Genomic DNA, 17,936 nt, shown 5'->3' on the forward strand with positions numbered 1-17,936 from the left:
TTTTTAAAAAAGTGATTAAAGTTCAGTTGATTTATTCATGGGTTACTGTGAGTTTTAGTCCAAACATAGACATATATGCTTTTTGTTTTGGAAATGGAGTAATAGTTGCAGGTTTGTGTTATTAAATTATTTAACATAAGAAAGTGGAAAATTATCAAAGGAGAATAGGAAGTATGTATAAAGATTATAGTGAAATGGTTTTAGGACCAAAACCACGAGCTAGACAAAAGAATTTTTTTGGAAGTTTAGAGGATAGTTTTAAAAATCCTATTATACATAAGGAAATTCATCGCGATAAAGTTTATGTTCCCTTAGATCTAAGTAGGGTTTGGGACAGGATACATTAAAATAAGCATTTTCATTTGTATAGCAACTTCTAGGCTTAGTGACAGGGTTGCTGCTCTAGACCGCAAAGTAGAGTTTTCACCCTCTATTCAATAGATTACACTCAAAATAGTGATTATTCTAATGTTAGGGGAAGGATATTTATGAAACGAAATTGGAATGAAGATGAGCTGCTAGAACATTTTGTAGTAGTATCAATTGAAAGAAAACTGATTGGTAATAAAACAGGGGCAAGTCGTTTAGGATTTGCAGTATTATTAAAGTACTTTCAACAAGAGGCTAGATTTCCTTCTAAGAAACAAGATATTCCCAAAGTGGTAGTTGAATTTATAGCACAGCAATTGGGGTTATCTTCAGTGCTCTTTGTGGAATATCGTTGGGGCGCAGATGAAAGAAACTTTACTTATTATCGAAAACAAATTCGAGAATTCTTCGGTTTTCGAGAACTTACAGCAAAAGATAACGAACTTTTGACAGAGTGGTTACACGGTCAAGTTCAATTTACTCATGATATCGACTACTTAAAAAATCAGGCATATAGCTTATTTCGTAAGTGGAAAGTCGAACCTCCTTCGATTGGAAGCTTGAATCGGATGATTGATTCTGCCATTGACACTTTTGAAAAGAATTTATATCAATCGACTTATCATCAGCTGTCTCCTAGGACTTGTTCTCGATTAGATGCATTACTGGAATCTCATGCGGATGAGGAATCGGAAGAAGGTTTTGAAGAAGAGTTTCATGAGAAAGTGGAATCTGACATTTTAACTTTTCGGCACCTTTTATCTTCTCCTCGTAAACCAAGTGTAAGCACCATGGAAATGGAAGTTAAAAAACTATTAGCGATCAAGCATCTACACATTCCTCCAGGATTATTTCATCATTTGACTCCGAAATTAGTAAAGAAATATCGACTTCGTGCAGCTACGGAGACCTTAACGGAATTGCGTGCACACCCAGCACCCATTCGTTATACTCTACTTGCCATCTTATTTTCGCATCGTCATGGGGAAGTCATTGATTATTTAGCTGATTTATTGGATGAAATTACGCTTAAGTTCGGAAATAAGGCCAAGAATACAACCCGAAAAGAAGCAGTAAAGGAATTAGAAAGAATCCAAGGGAAAAATAAACATATTGTCAACTTATTAAAAGCGACGGTAGATCATCCAGAAGGCGTTATTCAAGATACTCTATTCCCTATTGTCAGTCCTTCCACGATTCAAGATATTATAAAAGATATGACAAAAAATAATCGGGAATACAAAGAAAAAATCTATACAAAGATGCATGCCTCTTATCGCGGATATTATCGACATGCTTTCTCTAATATTTTAATGAATCTTACCTTTCGGTCCAACAATAAATTTCATCAACCTGTGATTGAAGCCATTCAACTCATTCGAGAATATGGAGAAAGTGGGCAACGTTTTTTCGCTGCTGGAGATGAAGTGCCTATTGAAGGCGTAATTCAGCCCAAATGGAAAGATGTCATTATCGAGATAGACAGCAAAGGCATAGAGAGAGTGAATCGAATCAATTATGAAATTGCAGTGATCCAATCGCTTCGTACTCGTCTTCGTTGTAAAGAAATTTGGATTGAGGGTGCTGATCGATATCGAAACCCAGATGAAGATCTCCCCCAAGATTTTGAAGAGCACAAGGAAGAATATTTTCAAGCACTGAAAGCACCACTTGATGTAGAGCCTTTTATCGAAGATATTATACAGTTGATGAAAGATAAGCTCCAATTACTAAATCAAGGGTTAGAGGTTCAAAGTAACGAACAAGTCGCGATTACTACTAGAAATAACAAGGGGTGGATTCGAGTCACTCCACTTGAAAAGCAAATTGAACCCCCACATGTGATGAGGATTAAACAGGAGATTAAGAATCGTTGGTCTGATATCAACCTATTGGATTTATTAAAAGAAACAGATTTTCATACGGAGTTTACCCAGCATTTTAAGACCACTGCTGATAGCGAGATTTTAGATCGAGAAACCATCCAACGACGGCTTCTTCTCAGTTTATTTGGATTAGGAACGAATACAGGTTTGAAAGCTGTTTCTGCTGGAAACCACCTAGATGGTTATCGGGAGCTTCGGTATATCCGTCAAAAATTTATTCATAAAGATCATTTACGAAAAGCCAATGCAGAGGTTACCAATCATATTATCTACCATCGGCAGAAAGAAGTATGGGGAGAAGCTACTACTGCATGTGCTTCCGATTCAAAACATTTTGGATCTTGGGATCAGAACCTCCTTTCCGAATGGCATCCTCGTTATAAGAGGCAGGGGGTTATGATTTATTGGCATACGGATCGAAAATCGGCATGTATTTATTCTCAGCTTAAGTCCTGTCTCTCTTCCGAAGTGGCCGCGATGATAGAAGGGGTCCTTCGTCACTGCACAGATATGAAAATCGATCGAAATTATGTCGATACACACGGACAAAGTGTGGTTGCTTTTGCTTTTTGTCATCTGCTTGGTTTTAAGCTGATGCCACGTTTCAAAAATATAGGTTCTCAAAAGTTATATCGTCCAGAAGCTGGCATGAATGATGAATATCCTCACCTGCAACCGGTTTTAAGTAGACCAATTAACTGGGATCTTATTGGACAACAGTATGAACAAATCATTAAGTATGCAACTGCTCTACGTTTGGGTACTGCTTCTGCCGAATCCATATTAAAGCGATTTACTAGGGATACAAAACATCCAACATATCTAGCTTTATGTGAATTAGGGAAAGCGATTAAAACGATCTTTTTATGTGATTATTTACACTATGAAGAGATTCGCAGGGAGATCCATGAAGGATTAAATACAGTGGAACAATGGAACTCGGTGAACACCTATATTTTTTATGGAAAAAATAGTGAAATTCGTTCCAATTCTATAGAAGATCATGAGGTGTCTGCCTTATCACTTCAATTGCTGCAAAATTGCTTAGTCTATATGAATACCTTAATGGTACAAGAAGTACTTTATGACAACAACCAATATTGGTTGGAGAAAATGACTCCAGAAGATTTTAGGGGATTAACACCTTTATTTTATCATCATGTCAATCCATACGGAACTTTTGAACTCAATATGAATCAGCGAATACCTATTAAGTTGAAAGTGTCGTAGTTTTGATCATTTTGATCGGTGACAAAAACCAGCTAATATCCCGTCAAGATATTAGCTGGTCTTTTGTAATGAACACTTAGATGCGGAAAGAGCGCAATCCTTACTCCAGAAAAGCGCCCGTTGAAGACTAAAGTTTATATTCACCAAGAAAATTGATATGCTCTTATCCTAACAAATTTTATTTAGGACTTACATGTATGCCTTCACTCTCTCGCCAATCTGCGTAGAGTATACGCTTTACATTATCATATCCATTGGTAGTTAATTGGTTATCTAACCACTGTTGATCAAATCCGAGTTCATGTAAATTATCCCATAAAATTTCCCCATCTATAATTAACGATGTTGGGAGGTCTACTGGACTTTCTGGAAGATTGAGATCTTGCTTGTCTGGTTTTTGATACTTGGATTTTAGTAATAAACTTAATTGCCCATTAGCTTCCAATATACCGTATTTGACTTCGCGAACTGAAAAGACATTATTTTGACGGAGTATACTCAATACTTGATTTACATCCAATTTGTTCTTTGTAAGTAACTTTCTGTCCATAACACCATCTCGAATGATTATGTTAGGATTGCCTAATAAGAGAGAACGTGTCGATTTATTTTTTAGAGTCATAAACTCTATTCCCAACATAAGAAACGTCCACAATCCGATGGCGTTATTTATGATACGGTTCTGCGTCCTTCATTATTTGGTAAAGCATTCTTTAAAGACAAAGCACTGTCTTCTAAAAACCAGAAGACAATGCGCTTTATTTCCTTTCTGTTTGATTCAACTTCAATTTTCTTAATAAGTGATTTTATTAAGATTTTCTTATTTTCATTGCTTGCACCAGTAAATAAAGCGTTGAAGTTTTCTAGGGCCTCTTTTACAATCTTTTCATCAACAGAGTAGGATGAAGTAACTTTACCGTACTTTTCTTCTAAATCGCTGACAATACCCTGTAATCGATCTACTTCATCCTCAATTTTCCCAGATAACCTTCCGTATGCTTTTGCAGTAATTTCTTTATTGCGATATTCTTCGTCAATAGCGTCCAATTCCTTCTCTTTTACTCTCAATTCCTTTTTATAAGCAACTATTTGCTCTTGAAGTTTGTCTGTATCTGTATGTTTTTCTTTATTTATTTTATCGATAATGTCATTTACGATTCCAGATTTAGAGATTAGACCATTAATATAAGATAAAACTTGTTCTTCGATCAGTTCTTTCTTAACTAAATTGGAGCGGCAGACATCTTTACCCTTTGTATGATAGTTTTGACACATGTAATAAAAATGATATCCTGAACCATTTCTTTTCTTTGACTTACTCATAACAGTTCCAGCCCCGCAGGTGGGACAACGTAATATCCCTGAAAGTATAAACTCACTCTTAATATTTTTGGTATTTGTAGAAGCGTCTCTGTTTACCTTATTAACTTCTTGTACCCTATTCCATAAACCTAATTCGATTATTGCCTCATGTACACCTTCGGCACTGATTGGATCTGTCTTCCCACTTCTCCGTTTCTTTTCCCACTCTCTATGAGTTCCCCAATTTAATTGACCAATATAAGTTCTATTTTCCAAAATTGTTTTTACAGCATTTATACTAAAACTGTTATTTTTCTTAGATTTTTTTCCCTCACTATTTAGTACATTTGTAATCGCTTTGTACCCATAGCCGTTTGCCCTTAATTGAAAAATCTGTTTAACTATTTCACATTCTTCCTCATTAATTACTAAACTTTTCTCTACTACATCGTATCCTAAAATGATACCACCGTTCCACATACCTGATTTTGCACGTTTTTCCATGCCACTTGACACACGCTCTATAATTAGTGACCTTTCATACTCAGCAAAAGTACCTAGCATAGAAATAAACATATAACCGTTGGCATTACTACTATCTATATCACAAGTAGATACTAATAGTTTCATATTTCTTGGATGGAGTTCATTATCAATTAAATCTAAAACATCCCTGTTCTTCCTTGAGATCCGGTCCACTTTCCATACTAAAATCGCATCAAAATCACCATTTCTCATATCAGAAAATAACCTTTGAATTTCAGGTCTGTTGAAATTTTTACCTGAATAGCCACCATCAGTGTACACACCTACTATTTTATACCCTTTCCTTTCGGCATATGCCCTTAACTCATCTTCTTGCCCTTCCAATGAAAAACCTGTTCTTTTTTGCTCCTCAGTACTCACCCTTTTGTAAATCACAACTCTTAATTTTTTATTGTTTTCCATATATATCTCTCCCCTCATTCAAATCACTTTTACTTACAAAATTATTCATAGTATCGTTACCATAAGATTTAATAACTTGACATCGTATCTTTTTCATAATTTCAACGGGATTTGTTTTTTTCTATTTTTCTTCATATCCAATCCTCATATAAATTACAGGTTTCTTTTTTGAATTTTTCACTTATGATATCCCCCTTTAAGATTTGGGCAAGCAGCAGCTTGCCCATGTTCACATTGAATTATAGCGTCGTTACTTTACTTCTTTTTTAGATAATGAATAATTTAAAATAAGTTCCGCAAGAACTGATACTAGTTCTCTTTTTTTCAATTCTTCTTCACTAGGAATATGAAACTTTTCCTTATCACTTTTCAATTCTTTTGTTGTTTTCTTGTCCATTATAGATTCCTCCCTTTTTCAGGAAGGGTTATAGTGTGAAGTAAATATTATAGAGACACCCTCCTACTGTTAATATTGAAATTGATTATAGTTGCTTATAGAAACTAATTAACCTTACCCCTCAGAAACCATATCGGGAAAATATTTGTCTATTAATTCGTATTCTGAACGTTTTTCTAGCCAGTTGTATGTTTGAAGTGAATTTAGAAGAATAATAGTTTCTATTCCCCAAGTATTTCTACCATCTGTTTCACTGTAGCAAGTAAGTGGTCCACCCTCTACATGTAAAAAGAACTGTCCTATTTTAGTTACATATAGATCTTCATAGATATGATTAAAGTCACCTCTTGTAAGCCCATTACTATACTCAGCAATTAGTGTCGCTGTTTCTGTATTATAAATTTTTTTATTGATTATTTTTTTCATTAAACCATCTCCTTTTCTTATACTTGTATGTGAAGCCATAGTTCATTCTAATGTGGAAATCGAGGAACATTCTCTAGGAACATTAAATCGACAAATTCTGAGTTAATCCTTAATGAATCCTTACTTAAAGGTTTTAATACTACATACCACATAATGCATTCTGGATTTTCTTTATCATAAATTTCAGCAAGGATATAAACTACCTCACCTTCTTTAAAGCAAACATCAGCACCCGCTATTTGAATCCCGAAACTTGAATTAATTACTCCAACATGAAATTTATCGTTATTCATATAAATAACCTCTTTCTAGTCTAGGTAGTTGAAAATCTCTATCTGCGAAATCTTTAAAAAGGTTTTCAAAATAACTTCTTTCAATATTTATTGATGAAAGTACAATCAACTCAATCCCTTTTTCCTTCAATAATTTTAAGAAATGATAAAGTTCTTCATTGTCTCTACTCAATTCATGCAAATATGAGAGTATGATATAGTCAATTTCTCCACTATCGACGTAATCGATTAGTTTACAACCACCATTACGCGTTACTAATGGAGAATATCCACTTTCTCGATCATCAAGAATCTTTTCGACTAGAATTCCTTTATTGGTGCAATAATTTACAATTGCATTACTTCGTTGCAAACCTCCATCTTCTAATGAAGCAAACCTTACATATCCTACTGCTGTTTTTAACTGTTCCAACATAAAAACTCCTCCTTTTTTAAATCTATATTTTTATTCAAAATCCATCTTGAATCTCTTAGAAAGGTATTCCATCAAATTCGTATGCTTCCTCAGGAATCTCTGGACTATTTACATAAAACATTGAGATTTTTCCAAAGTGAGGAACTTCCAATAAATCATCATATCCATCATCATAATAACTCTCTGAAAGTACTGGTAATAGAACATGGTCAATCCTTCTGTCTTCTGATACTCTTCTTTTAAAATCCTTGAAAGTTGGTCTATATGCAGCGTTGAGTAATTGATATTCAGTTAATTCTTCACTAATATCGTGATACACAGCATGTAACGAGTAGTTCTTATTATTGCAATATTCGTAAAGCGCTTTGTACATATCACTTATAACTTGCCAGTTTGATTCATTTAAATTAACCATAAAGTAACCTACTGCTATTTTTTTCACTAAAATTCCCCCTTTTCATTAAGGAGATTCCGTGGTAATATATAATTACCATAAATAGAATCACCTATATAACACCAAATAATAGTTTTGCTTAGAGTTGCCCACGCCAATGACGCAACAATAAGTAACGGTTAGTAGCAATCATGTTTTACTTTTATTAACCACCTCCTTTAAAGTGCAATTACCTTACTTTTAGGTAGTATAGCACCTTTATCAAAAGACCAAATCGGTATGTCATAAGATATCTGTGACGAATTTATTTGGGCTATCGTCTCCTATTACTGATGGTTACATACTCTTCTATAATATCGAGTCCACCTTCATATATTTCTCCCTCACTTATAATAATGTTTTCTACCGCGCTAGCAACATTATTATATAATTCAACTGTTTTATCTCATTGATCTCCCATATGTTGTAACATCTTAGTTGCCTTAATTGTTATACCTAGAAGCGTTTTTGAATTTTGATCATCAAAATTCATATAAATTGTTGGTTTTCCCATTAAAACTTCCCCCTTTTTAAATCCCTAAATTTTTCTCATATAACAAATCCCCTTGCAAAAAAATTGTTAATAGATAATTTTCTAACTTGATTTTGATTATAAAAGACCCTTGATACGCTTGTAAACCCACTTCTCTATGATTTGAATTGGCGGCAAAATCGTAGATAAATATTTAATTATATTAAAATAATATACAAGTTAGATTAAAAATGCATTATCTGCATAACCCTGCCTTTTTATCTATGAAATGATATTATTGTTCGTTCATAGATAACCTTTCACAAAATTGTCACATTTTGATATTTAATAAAAATGGTCAAACAGCAAAAATTACTGTTTGACCATTTTATGTCCTAGAAAGGGCTAGCAAAAGAAATTTGTCTAAGTTACACCTTGGAGAGGAACACATTCAGGATTTTAAAGGGGAATAATTGTCCTGATATACCTACACTTCTATATGAAATAGCATAACCCTTTATTTATGGCAAAGTATTATAGTAATTTTATTAGCCATTATAATAATTGATCTCAAATATTAATGATTAATAAAACTAGTAAAGGTCACCTAGTCCAAATTTCTTCTACTGCAATCTGTTTGTCCTCAGGAGTAGGAGCAGAATATCTAAGTATCATGTCAGCGCTTGAATGTCCACTTAAAGATTGGATTACGCTGATATCCTGTCCACTTCGAACTAATCCTGTTATAAAAGTATGTCTTAAAGCATGAACATTGAAACCCTGCTTTTCTATTAAATATTGCACTGTTCTAACACTTATTCTTTTACCTCTATTTGATAGAAATAGTGCTTCTTCATTGTCAGACCTTTCTTCAAGATATTTAACTAATGCTCTTCGTGCTTCTTTATTAAGTGGAACTGTTCTCTGTTTGTTTCCTTTTCCTTTAATTACAGTAACCTGACCTTTTCTCTCACTTACTTCGATATCTGATATATCTAAGGCAACCAATTCAGAAAGCCGTAAACCTGTATTTAACAATACTTGTAGAATAGCCATATCTCTTTTATTCTCAGTTCTATCAATTTCTCGTATCAACCTATTCAATTCTAACCTGTCTAGTGCTTTAGGGGCCTCATTTTTATAGTTAGTAGGTTTAACAACCGAAATATCTTCTATTGTATTCACTTGTTGAGACCATTTGCTATACTTCTTAATCGCATTCCAAATTTTATTTACTGTTGCTGGGCTCTTGCGTCTACTCACTAAATAATCAATGTATTGTTGAACGTCGCTTCTCGCGTAATTTGATAAATCTGCTCCAGCCCCTTCCAACCAATCACTAAATTGCTTAATTGAGTGAACATAAGTCTTAATTGTCTGTTCTGATTTTCCTCTCAGTGCTTCTTCTACAAATTGGTTAATCATATTCTCTCCTCCAGATTTTTTGGCATAAATAATTCTATGCAATATTTTTTTACTGTTATTTGCCATAATTCATTTCCTTTTTACTGTTATTTTGTTAACTAATTGCATGGAATACCTATTCTATGCAAATATTCTACGAAATTGCTATAGAAAAAATAATGTCCATATACAAACTGAAGCACAGCTTCAGTTTGTATATGCAAAAAATGAAATAACAAAACTACCAAATATCCACATTGAGCAAAAACCAATTAACATACCAAACGTGATTTCTCCAACCATCTTATTCTTTTGAAGAAGCCATTTGATAATTACACAGCCAATCAATAAAATAATCACAGAAAAGAATGACCAGCGGAAAGCAATTTCTAACCAACTGATAAATTCTCCAAATAGTTCTTTAGCTTCTAAAATATCTTGCTGAAGATCAACCCAATTTTTCATTTGTAAGCACACTCCTTTTTTGAATTATATAGTTCATCTTGTTTGTTTCTTTTCTAAAACCTTCTATAATAAGTTTTACTTGGGGTCCTACCAACAAAACGCGGAAAACATACGCTAAGAGAAATTCCGAGGTAAAAAGGCCGATTTTTCCTACGCTAAGGAATCATCGGCCTTTAATATTATTGAAGAAGAGGGCGTAGGGAATGTAGACTTGTTACTTTTCTTGCATCAAAGTTGTATTCACCAAGAAAATTAATGTGTTCCCATCCTAATGGAGAAATATGTTTAAGTAAGTCTTCTCTCAAATTCCCTTTTTCCTTCAATAGTTTTGTTGCTTCTGTAAGATAAACGGTATTCCATACACTAATGGCATTAATTAGAATGTTTAAAGCACTTGCACGTTGTAGCTGGTCTTGTATTCCTCGTTCCCGCAACTCACCTCGTTTTCCAAAGAATAAGGCTCTCGCTAACCCATTCATCGCTTCTCCTTTATTTAGTCCCCGTTGAATTCGACGGCGTAGTGTTTCGTTAGATATGTAATCCAAAATAAAAATGGTCTTTTCGATTCTCCCCATTTCTCGCAAAGTAGTTGCAAGTTTATTTTGTCTCGCATACGACCCTAATTTCCCCATCATAAGTGAACCGGACACTTTTCCTTCTCGAATAGAATGAGCTACACGTAATACGTCATCGAAATTCTCTTGAATAATTTTTGTATTAATACGACCACGGAGTATATTTTCTAATTTATGGAATTCACTTGGCGTTTGGATCGTGAATAGCTTAGAGTCAGCTAAATCACGTAGCCTTGGTGCAAAACGAAATCCTAGTAAATGACTCAATCCAAATACTGAGTCGGCGTAGCCAGCTGTATCTGTAAAATGCTCTTCAATATTTAAATCTGTCTCATGATGAAGTAATCCATCAATAACGTGGACAGCATCACGAGCATTAGTATTAATGACTTTCGTATAAAAACTTGAAAATTGATCACTGGTAAATCGATAAATGGTTGCCCCTTTTCCAGACCCATAGTGTGGATTGGCATCGGCATGTAACGATGAAACACCAACCTGTACGCGCATTCCATCAGAAGAAGAGGTACTTCCATCTCCCCAATAGGAAGCTAGTTTAAGCTTATGTTGAAAATTTACTAATGTCGCTTGTGCACGACTTATAGCATCATCAAATAAACGCCATTGTGCTGCATTAGCCATTTGATGATAAGTAACTCCTGGTGTCGCTTCTGCCATTTTAGTAAGTCCTATGTTAGTTCCCATCGCCATGAGAGCAGCCATGAGAACAACTTTTTCCTCTCCCTTTGGCGGGCGATTGGTTGAGGCATGTATCAACATTTCGTCAAATCCTGTCCAGTGTGCTACCTCCATTAAAAGATCAGTGAGCTTTATTCTTGGCAACATATTATATAAAGACAGGCTAAAAGCTCTCGCTTCTTCGGGTGTATTCTTCTCCAAACGGTCCAATCGGATCTTAGCCTTTTCGATAGTTACTCCTTCTAAAGAATCAAGATTATTTGAAACCCATGTAAGGCGTTGAGCTAGTGACTTTCTTCTTTCCTCAAGATATTCATCTGCCGATGAACGAACGGCTAGTTTAGTATCCGTAAGACGAGTTGTTGTCCAATCTTCTTTAGGAACAAGATACTCTTCAAAATCTTTATGAAGTCTACTACCGACTACGGATATGTCGCCTGAACGAATATGATTTTTCAACTCTGTTAGTGCAGCCATCTCGTAATAGTGTCGGTTAATTATTCCATCATCACCATAAACATGCTTCTTCCAACGTTTAGGAATAAAATCTACCGGGGCATCATTTGGAATTTTTCTTTTACCAGATTCATTCATTTCATTTAGCGTCTTTAAGGCTTGCAATAGTGGCTCTGTACCTTGTGTAGAACGAAATTCAAAAGACTTAAGAAAAGTAGGAGTATATTTTCTTAGATAAGAAAAACGATTTTCTAACAAATCTAGATAATCGTAATCCATCGGTCGGGCTAATTTTTGAGCTTCTTCGACGGAAGAAACAATTTTATCCCACGGCATAATCTTTTCAATAGCATTAAATGGATCAAGCCCTTCATTTCGTGCTTGGATAAGTGCTGAACCAATATCTGCAAAATGTACGACTTTTTCATTCACTGCTTTTCCATTTTCTTTTTGCATTTCTTCTTGTGTTTTACGTCCTTTTGATTGCAAGATCATCATTTGTCGATCATGAATTTCAATTGCTTGGTCAATTAAATCCTGACTATGAGTCACAAGATATGCCACGAGAATTGCATATTTCTTTTTTTCTTTAAACCTTCGAAATGAGTGTGGTTCATACCTTGCTCCAATACGAGATAATTGAAGTAAACGATTGGGATGGATATGTTCTGAATTTATTTCTAATTTTAAATCTCGAATATATTCTAAGCGCTTTATTACTTTTAAAAAGGCTTCAGGTGAAGAGTGTCCGGGAAGTTCTCTAAGCCATGCTAAGGGGGTTTTTCTATTGTCTACAAATGGATCTATAAGTTTATCTAACTTTTGTTTTTGCCATTTAGATAGAGTACAAGTTAATGATTTAAAAATTCTTTCCTCTGCTCGTTGACGAGTTTCCCAAACAAGTCTTTCTATAGTAGTCATACCAGGGAGAATAATTTTCTGATTCCGTAGTTCTTCTTGTGCTGTACGAAGAAGATACATTGAATTTCCATTTTGAAGGGCATGATTCAACAGAAACTGAGCTACCTTGCGGTAGTTCCCTAGGGAAAAATTTTGATAACCATAAACTTGACGGATTTCTTCCATATGCTCATGTTTAGTTGGCTCTCGTTGGGCATATAAAGAAAATGAATTAGGATTAACATTTATTTGTCCAGCTATGTATTGGATTATGTAATCTGGTATAGGTCCAACATCTGAAAGGGACCATCCTGGGTAGCGTAGAACACATAATTGAACAGCAAAGCCTAAACGATTATGATCTCTTCTGTGTCGTTTAATAATTTCAAGGTCATATTGTGAAAAAGTATAATAAGTTTCTAGTTCACTTTCGCTCATATCAGCTGGAATTCGTACAAATTCCGTTCTTTGATCTTCTGTTAGTAATTCTTTCCCTCTCATGCTACAACTCCTTGCTAGATATCTTTTTCTTTTCTAGATAACGATATAAGGTTGTCGCTCCAATCCCTGTTGCCGTCTTAATTTGAGATAAAGAGTAATCTTTGCTTTCGTACATTTTTATAGCAAGTTCTATTTTCTTTAAATCAACCTTCGGTCTGCCTCCGTTTCTTCCTCTAGCTCTAGCAGCCGTCAATCCATCTTTCGTTCGTTCACTAATAATATCTCGTTCTAATTCTGCTATGCTGGCCAACATTCTAAAAAAGAATCGTCCCATAGCAGTTGTCGTGTCAATCTTGTCTTGTATGGAGACAAAATGAATACCCTTTGATTCAAAATGTTCCATAAGCTCAATTAAATGTTTGGTACTACGACTGATACGGTCTAATTTATAGACAACTACCGTGTCGCCTTTACGCAAAACTTTAAGAAGCTCGTCAAGCTGCGGACGGTTTTTTCTCTTGCCTGACTCCTTTTCTTCAAAAGTCTGGTCCACTCCGTAGTGAGTCAATGCATCGAGTTGTAACGATAATGACTGATCTTGTGTACTGACACGTGCATATCCAAATTTCAACAAGAATTCCCCCTTTTTTAATGTCCTAACTATACCAAAAAGGGGTTTGTAATAGATATATTGGTATTTAGATTTTGGTCATATTTTTGGTTATGCATTTTAAGTAGTTTTTGAGGTTTTAGAGAAGTTCTCTGTTTTTAACCAAAAACGGTCGTTTTCGGCATTGGAATCATTTAATTGAAGGGAGTAATATATATATTGACTATGTACTATGGTACAGGGTTTATACTTTATATGAGGTGAGATAAATGCAATTTCGTATTGGAGAACTGGCTGAAAAGTGCGGCGTTAATAAAGAGACCATTCGATATTATGAACGTTTAGGGTTAATTCCAGAGCCTAATCGTACCGAAAAGGGATACCGAATGTATTCACAACAAACGGTCGATCGATTGAATTTCATAAAGAGGATGCAGGAACTAGGCTTTACGCTAAATGAAATTGATAAGTTGCTAGGAGTCGTTGATCGCGATGAAGCAAAGTGCCGTGATATGTATGATTTCACCGTTCTTAAGATAGAGGACATCCAGCGTAAAATTGAAGATCTCAAAAGAATTGAACAAATGCTGATGGATCTTAAAGAAAGATGTCCCGAAAACAAAGATATTTACGAATGTCCCATTATTGAAACACTGATGAAGAAATAAGAGGTGAAACAGGATGAAAAACACAATAAAAAGTTCAGGTTGGTTTCTTGTCGCACTAATCACATGTCCGTGCCATTTGTTTTTACTGCTTCCGTTGTTTGCGGGAACGGCACTGGGCTCATACTTCACGGAATTTAAAGATGTTATTTTCATCGTGATGGGTCTGTTATTTGTTTTCACCCTTTTCAAAGGATGGAGAAAACTGAACCCAGAAATTAAAAATGAAACAACGAAAGAAACAACAACGCATGATTGTTGCAGTATGAAGAGGTTTAAATCATGAAGGAAAAAGTGTCACAGTTAGCCACTATATTTTCAGCTTTTGGTATGGCTGCATGCTGCTTGGGTCCACTGATTTTTATTCCTCTTGGATTAACTGGATTTGCAGGAGCAATCGCCTTCTACTCATTGAAGTATCGGTTATTGTTCAGCATCGTTACCATCATCCTTCTTGCATACTCCTTTTACATGGTTTACGGGAGAAAAGGCAAAAGGAAGAGTTCTATCATCGGCTTATGGATCACGACGTTTTTCGTTTTCTGCATGTTTCTTTTTTTATTTCTAGTTGAAGGTGGACTATAAAAAATGAGGTGCTTTATATGAGCGTAAAAATAATTAGGATTATGATGCTATTATCCCTTCTGTTAGTGGTTAGTGCGTGTAGCAACGAAAAAGAAGCACAAAATACTATAGATGCTAAGAAGGAAGTAAAAGCTACCATTGAAACAACTAAAACAGGGACATTCACGGTTTTGGGGATGGATTGTTGTCCGCCGTCTGTTGTAGAAAGCGTCCTGGAAGAGATAGATGGCGTTAGCAAAACAGCCATTAAAGTCAGTGGAAGCAAGGGCGAAGTAACGGTTTCCTTTAATGATAAGAAAACGGATTTACAGGCAATTAAGACGGCAGTTTCGGATTTCGGGCTTGGAGTCGAATAAAAGGAGGGAGTTAACATGAAAAAATATCGAGTGAACGTTCAAGGAATGACTTGTACGGGTTGTGAAGAGCATGTAGCTGTTGCTCTTGAAAACATGGGTGCAAGAGGGATTGAAGTAGATTTTCGCCGTGGCGAAGCTGTATTTGAGCTACCAAATGGCTTAGAGGTTGAAACAGCGAAAAAAGCGATTGCTGAAGCGAAATATCAACCAGGCGAAGCAGAAGAAGTACAATCGCAAGAAATGATGCAGTTAGGTGATGAAGGTGATTATGACTACATCATCATCGGTTCTGGTGGGGCTGCCTTTTCATCTGCCATCGAAGCCGTGAAATACGGAGCAAAAGTGGCAATCATTGAACGTGGTACGGTTGGTGGAACATGCGTGAACATCGGCTGTGTTCCTTCAAAGACTTTGCTTCGGGCTGGCGAAATCAATCATCTGGCAAAAAATAATCCATTCATCGGATTGCACACGTCAGCTGGTGACGTTGATTTGGCACCATTGATCAAGCAGAAAAATGAACTGGTGACGGATCTTCGAAACTCAAAATATGTGGATTTGATTGATGACTACGGCTTTGAATTAATCAAAGGCGAAGCGAAATTCGTAGATGAAAAAACCGTTGAAGTCAATAGCATTCAGTTGTCAGCCAAACGATTCTTAATCGCGACAGGTGCTTCACCAGCAGTGCCAAACATTCCTGGACTGGATGAAGTCGATTATTTAACAAGCACAACTCTGCTTGAATTAAAGAAGGTTCCTAAGCGTCTTACGGTCATCGGTTCTGGCTATATCGGGATGGAATTGGGACAACTCTTCCATAATCTAGGCTCAGAAGTCACATTGATGCAAAGAAGCCCGCGTTTGTTAAAGGAATACGATCCTGAGGTTTCAGAAGCAATCACGCAAGCCTTGACAGAACAAGGGGTCAACTTAGTGACGGGAGCATCTTTTGAACGAATCGAACAAGATGGAGACATTAAAAAGGTCCATGTTGAGGTAAATGGCAAGAAGCGAATCATTGAGGCAGATCAATTACTGGTTGCCACAGGAAGAACACCAAACACGGCAACCTTGAATTTACAGGATGCAGGCGTTGAAGTAGGCCCCCGTGGTGAAATCGTAATCGATGAGTATTCAAAAACAACGAATTCACGCATCTATGCAGCAGGAGATGTCACGCTTGGTCCTCAATTTGTATATGTAGCAGCTTATCAAGGTGGAGTTGCGGCAGGAAATGCTATCGGTGGACTGAACAAAAAGCTGAATTTAGAAGTGGTTCCGGGGGTTACATTTACAGCTCCAGCAATTGCAACGGTTGGTTTAACGGAGCAACAGGCGAAAGAGAAAGGATATGAAGTGAAAACATCCGTTTTGCCGTTAGATGCCGTTCCAAGAGCACTGGTTAATCGGGAAACAACAGGTGTGTTTAAACTGGTCGCGGACGCGAAAACGTTAAAAATATTAGGGGCTCATGTGGTTGCAGAAAACGCAGGAGACGTGATTTATGCAGCGACATTAGCTGTCAAATTCGGTTTAACCGTAGAGGATCTTCGCGAAACCCTTGCACCATATTTGACAATGGCAGAAGGACTGAAGCTGGCTGCTCTAACGTTTGACAAAGATGTATCCAAACTATCTTGTTGTGCAGGATAACTATCTTTTAATATCAAGCCGATGATTCCTTAGCGTAGGAAAAATCGGCTTTTTTCATGTCGAAATTTGCTTAGCGTATGTTTTCCGCGTTTTGTTGGTAGGACCCCTACTTTAGTTATTTATTTTTTTCGTCTCGTTCAATTAATTATTTGTTGTTATTTCTTCATTTCCCCCAAAATCGGTCAGTTGATTTTTTTTATCTGCAAAATGATTAAATGTTAAGCGATTTCTTGCACGACCTATTTTTTTCATTTTTTTCCTTATCAATATCGCTCATTTTTACTCTGTAGCATTTTTTTCGGTTGAATTTTTTTTTCACCATTAGCAAAGCAATAAGGGACATATTATAAATAAAAAAGTATGTCTACTTCCAACAATACTGTTAGGAGACATACTTTTTTAAACTTTAAACCACATACGCTTATGACCATTTTCATCAATAAACACTTTATTATATTTCTGTTCTCTTTCTTTTAGCAATTTTTTTATGTCAAGCATTGGCAAACACCAAGTATATACTCCACTAAGACAAACAAAGAATGTCACAATACCATAAGCCAGAATACCTGATAATAAATAAACGATTATGCCAAAGATTAATACAATTATACTAAATATAACAATCGATAATGTATCCCAAAATCTTTCCTTTTTCTCACTAGGATTTTCGGCACTTCCAAAAATAATTACAGAATAAAATATGTGATAAAATATTCCACTGCTTACAAATGCTAATATGAATAAGGAATAATAGAAAACTATATCAATTTTTAATGTGAAATGATTAATAGGATACAACATGACAGAACTAATTCCACCAATTAGCAGCGTCCAGAATATAAGAAATGCCAAATATCTTATTCTCGAATTAATCTCTTTCAATTTTAGGTCACCCCCAATTACTAATTACATACATTATAGCGCGTCTTAAAGATAATATCAGGGCCAACTAT

19 protein-coding genes are annotated in these 17,936 nt (G+C 35.6%); 7 read left to right on the forward strand and 12 right to left on the reverse strand.

The features are described from left to right. The first annotated feature begins 173 nt into the window (after positions 1-173). Entirely contained in the window at positions 174-347 is a 174-nt protein-coding gene (locus ACTQ5K_RS10345; protein ID WP_162837599.1) for a hypothetical protein, read from the forward strand. A gap of 141 nt (positions 348-488) precedes the next feature. Beyond that, positions 489-3,485, forward strand: coding sequence for a Tn3 family transposase (locus ACTQ5K_RS10350; protein WP_031538352.1), 2,997 nt, complete (start codon positions 489-491; stop codon positions 3,483-3,485). Positions 3,486-3,663: 178 nt separating this feature from the next. On the opposite strand, the gene ACTQ5K_RS10355 is transcribed toward ACTQ5K_RS10350, so the two are convergent. The 11 genes from ACTQ5K_RS10355 to ACTQ5K_RS10405 form a co-directional block, all read right to left on the reverse strand. Continuing rightward, positions 3,664-4,125: a DUF421 domain-containing protein gene (locus ACTQ5K_RS10355; RefSeq protein WP_226793820.1), complete on the reverse strand. Its 462-nt coding sequence runs from the start codon at positions 4,123-4,125 to the stop codon at positions 3,664-3,666. A 29-nt stretch (positions 4,126-4,154) separates the two neighbouring features. Further along, positions 4,155-5,735, reverse strand: coding sequence for a recombinase family protein (locus ACTQ5K_RS10360; RefSeq protein ID WP_031540295.1), 1,581 nt, complete (start codon positions 5,733-5,735; stop codon positions 4,155-4,157). Positions 5,736-5,985: 250 nt separating this feature from the next. After that, entirely contained in the window at positions 5,986-6,132 is a 147-nt protein-coding gene (locus ACTQ5K_RS10365; protein WP_155986800.1) for a hypothetical protein, read from the reverse strand. Between the two features lie 114 nt (positions 6,133-6,246). Further along, positions 6,247-6,558 carry a hypothetical protein gene (locus ACTQ5K_RS10370; protein WP_031540297.1) on the reverse strand — a complete coding sequence of 104 codons (312 nt, stop codon included), beginning with the start codon at positions 6,556-6,558 and terminating at the stop codon, positions 6,247-6,249. 47 nt (positions 6,559-6,605) lie between these two features. Further along, entirely contained in the window at positions 6,606-6,851 is a 246-nt protein-coding gene (locus ACTQ5K_RS10375; protein ID WP_026675560.1) for a hypothetical protein, read from the reverse strand. Further along, positions 6,844-7,266, reverse strand: coding sequence for a recombinase family protein (locus tag ACTQ5K_RS10380; protein WP_031536980.1), 423 nt, complete (start codon positions 7,264-7,266; stop codon positions 6,844-6,846). Before ACTQ5K_RS10380 ends, ACTQ5K_RS10375 begins: the two co-directional genes overlap by 8 nt. A 55-nt stretch (positions 7,267-7,321) precedes the next feature. Then, positions 7,322-7,708, reverse strand: a complete 387-nt coding sequence (locus ACTQ5K_RS10385; RefSeq protein ID WP_031536981.1) for a hypothetical protein — start codon at positions 7,706-7,708, stop codon at positions 7,322-7,324. A 1,066-nt stretch (positions 7,709-8,774) separates the two neighbouring features. Further along, entirely contained in the window at positions 8,775-9,596 is an 822-nt protein-coding gene (locus ACTQ5K_RS10390) for a tyrosine-type recombinase/integrase (protein ID WP_026675557.1), read from the reverse strand. Between the two features lie 186 nt (positions 9,597-9,782). Then, positions 9,783-10,040, reverse strand: a complete 258-nt coding sequence (locus ACTQ5K_RS10395) for a hypothetical protein (protein ID WP_031536982.1) — start codon at positions 10,038-10,040, stop codon at positions 9,783-9,785. 179 nt (positions 10,041-10,219) lie between these two features. After that, the gene (locus tag ACTQ5K_RS10400; RefSeq protein ID WP_031536983.1) at positions 10,220-13,171 is read right to left on the reverse strand and encodes a Tn3 family transposase; all 2,952 of its coding nucleotides are present in this window, start codon (positions 13,169-13,171) and stop codon (positions 10,220-10,222) included. Position 13,172: 1 nt separating this feature from the next. Then, positions 13,173-13,742, reverse strand: a complete 570-nt coding sequence (locus tag ACTQ5K_RS10405; protein WP_031536984.1) for a recombinase family protein — start codon at positions 13,740-13,742, stop codon at positions 13,173-13,175. 248 nt (positions 13,743-13,990) lie between these two features. On the opposite strand from ACTQ5K_RS10405, the gene merR1 reads away from it, so the two are divergent. Genes merR1 through merA form a run of 5 tightly spaced genes read left to right on the forward strand, consistent with a single transcriptional unit; the run spans position 13,991 to position 16,983 of the window. Further along, the gene (merR1, locus tag ACTQ5K_RS10410; protein WP_031536985.1) at positions 13,991-14,389 is read left to right on the forward strand and encodes a mercury resistance transcriptional regulator MerR1; all 399 of its coding nucleotides are present in this window, start codon (positions 13,991-13,993) and stop codon (positions 14,387-14,389) included. Between the two features lie 13 nt (positions 14,390-14,402). Then, a complete protein-coding gene (locus ACTQ5K_RS10415; RefSeq protein WP_035416349.1) occupies positions 14,403-14,672 on the forward strand; it encodes a hypothetical protein in 270 nt (89 codons plus the stop codon). Beyond that, positions 14,669-14,971, forward strand: coding sequence for a mercuric transport protein MerT (merT, locus tag ACTQ5K_RS10420; protein WP_031536987.1), 303 nt, complete (start codon positions 14,669-14,671; stop codon positions 14,969-14,971). The genes ACTQ5K_RS10415 and merT overlap by 4 nt, the downstream gene beginning before the upstream one ends. Positions 14,972-14,988: 17 nt before the next feature. Next, positions 14,989-15,327, forward strand: a complete 339-nt coding sequence (merP, locus tag ACTQ5K_RS10425; RefSeq protein ID WP_031536988.1) for a mercury resistance system substrate-binding protein MerP — start codon at positions 14,989-14,991, stop codon at positions 15,325-15,327. 15 nt (positions 15,328-15,342) lie between these two features. Further along, a complete protein-coding gene (gene merA, locus ACTQ5K_RS10430) occupies positions 15,343-16,983 on the forward strand; it encodes a mercury(II) reductase (RefSeq protein WP_031536989.1) in 1,641 nt (546 codons plus the stop codon). A 399-nt stretch (positions 16,984-17,382) separates the two neighbouring features. On the opposite strand, the gene ACTQ5K_RS10435 is transcribed toward merA, so the two are convergent. Continuing rightward, on the reverse strand, positions 17,383-17,865 hold the full coding sequence (locus tag ACTQ5K_RS10435) for a hypothetical protein (RefSeq protein WP_031536990.1): 483 nt from the start codon (positions 17,863-17,865) through the stop codon (positions 17,383-17,385). Positions 17,866-17,936 lie beyond the last annotated feature (71 nt).

Source organism: Niallia sp. Sow4_A1 (assembly GCF_052116745.1).
GTDB lineage: Bacteria > Bacillota > Bacilli > Bacillales > Cytobacillaceae > Niallia > Niallia hominis.

Coding starts and splice junctions, on each gene's coding strand:
- ACTQ5K_RS10345 (WP_162837599.1), top strand. CDS start 174: ATGTATAAAGATTATAGTGAAATGGTTTTAGGACCAAAACCACGAGCT.
- ACTQ5K_RS10350 (WP_031538352.1), top strand. CDS start 489: ATGAAACGAAATTGGAATGAAGATGAGCTGCTAGAACATTTTGTAGTA.
- ACTQ5K_RS10355 (WP_226793820.1), bottom strand. CDS start 4,125: ATGTTGGGAATAGAGTTTATGACTCTAAAAAATAAATCGACACGTTCT.
- ACTQ5K_RS10360 (WP_031540295.1), bottom strand. CDS start 5,735: ATGGAAAACAATAAAAAATTAAGAGTTGTGATTTACAAAAGGGTGAGT.
- ACTQ5K_RS10365 (WP_155986800.1), bottom strand. CDS start 6,132: ATGGACAAGAAAACAACAAAAGAATTGAAAAGTGATAAGGAAAAGTTT.
- ACTQ5K_RS10370 (WP_031540297.1), bottom strand. CDS start 6,558: ATGAAAAAAATAATCAATAAAAAAATTTATAATACAGAAACAGCGACA.
- ACTQ5K_RS10375 (WP_026675560.1), bottom strand. CDS start 6,851: ATGAATAACGATAAATTTCATGTTGGAGTAATTAATTCAAGTTTCGGG.
- ACTQ5K_RS10380 (WP_031536980.1), bottom strand. CDS start 7,266: ATGTTGGAACAGTTAAAAACAGCAGTAGGATATGTAAGGTTTGCTTCA.
- ACTQ5K_RS10390 (WP_026675557.1), bottom strand. CDS start 9,596: ATGATTAACCAATTTGTAGAAGAAGCACTGAGAGGAAAATCAGAACAG.
- ACTQ5K_RS10395 (WP_031536982.1), bottom strand. CDS start 10,040: ATGAAAAATTGGGTTGATCTTCAGCAAGATATTTTAGAAGCTAAAGAA.
- ACTQ5K_RS10400 (WP_031536983.1), bottom strand. CDS start 13,171: ATGAGAGGGAAAGAATTACTAACAGAAGATCAAAGAACGGAATTTGTA.
- merR1 (WP_031536985.1), top strand. CDS start 13,991: ATGCAATTTCGTATTGGAGAACTGGCTGAAAAGTGCGGCGTTAATAAA.
- ACTQ5K_RS10415 (WP_035416349.1), top strand. CDS start 14,403: ATGAAAAACACAATAAAAAGTTCAGGTTGGTTTCTTGTCGCACTAATC.
- merT (WP_031536987.1), top strand. CDS start 14,669: ATGAAGGAAAAAGTGTCACAGTTAGCCACTATATTTTCAGCTTTTGGT.
- merP (WP_031536988.1), top strand. CDS start 14,989: ATGAGCGTAAAAATAATTAGGATTATGATGCTATTATCCCTTCTGTTA.
- merA (WP_031536989.1), top strand. CDS start 15,343: ATGAAAAAATATCGAGTGAACGTTCAAGGAATGACTTGTACGGGTTGT.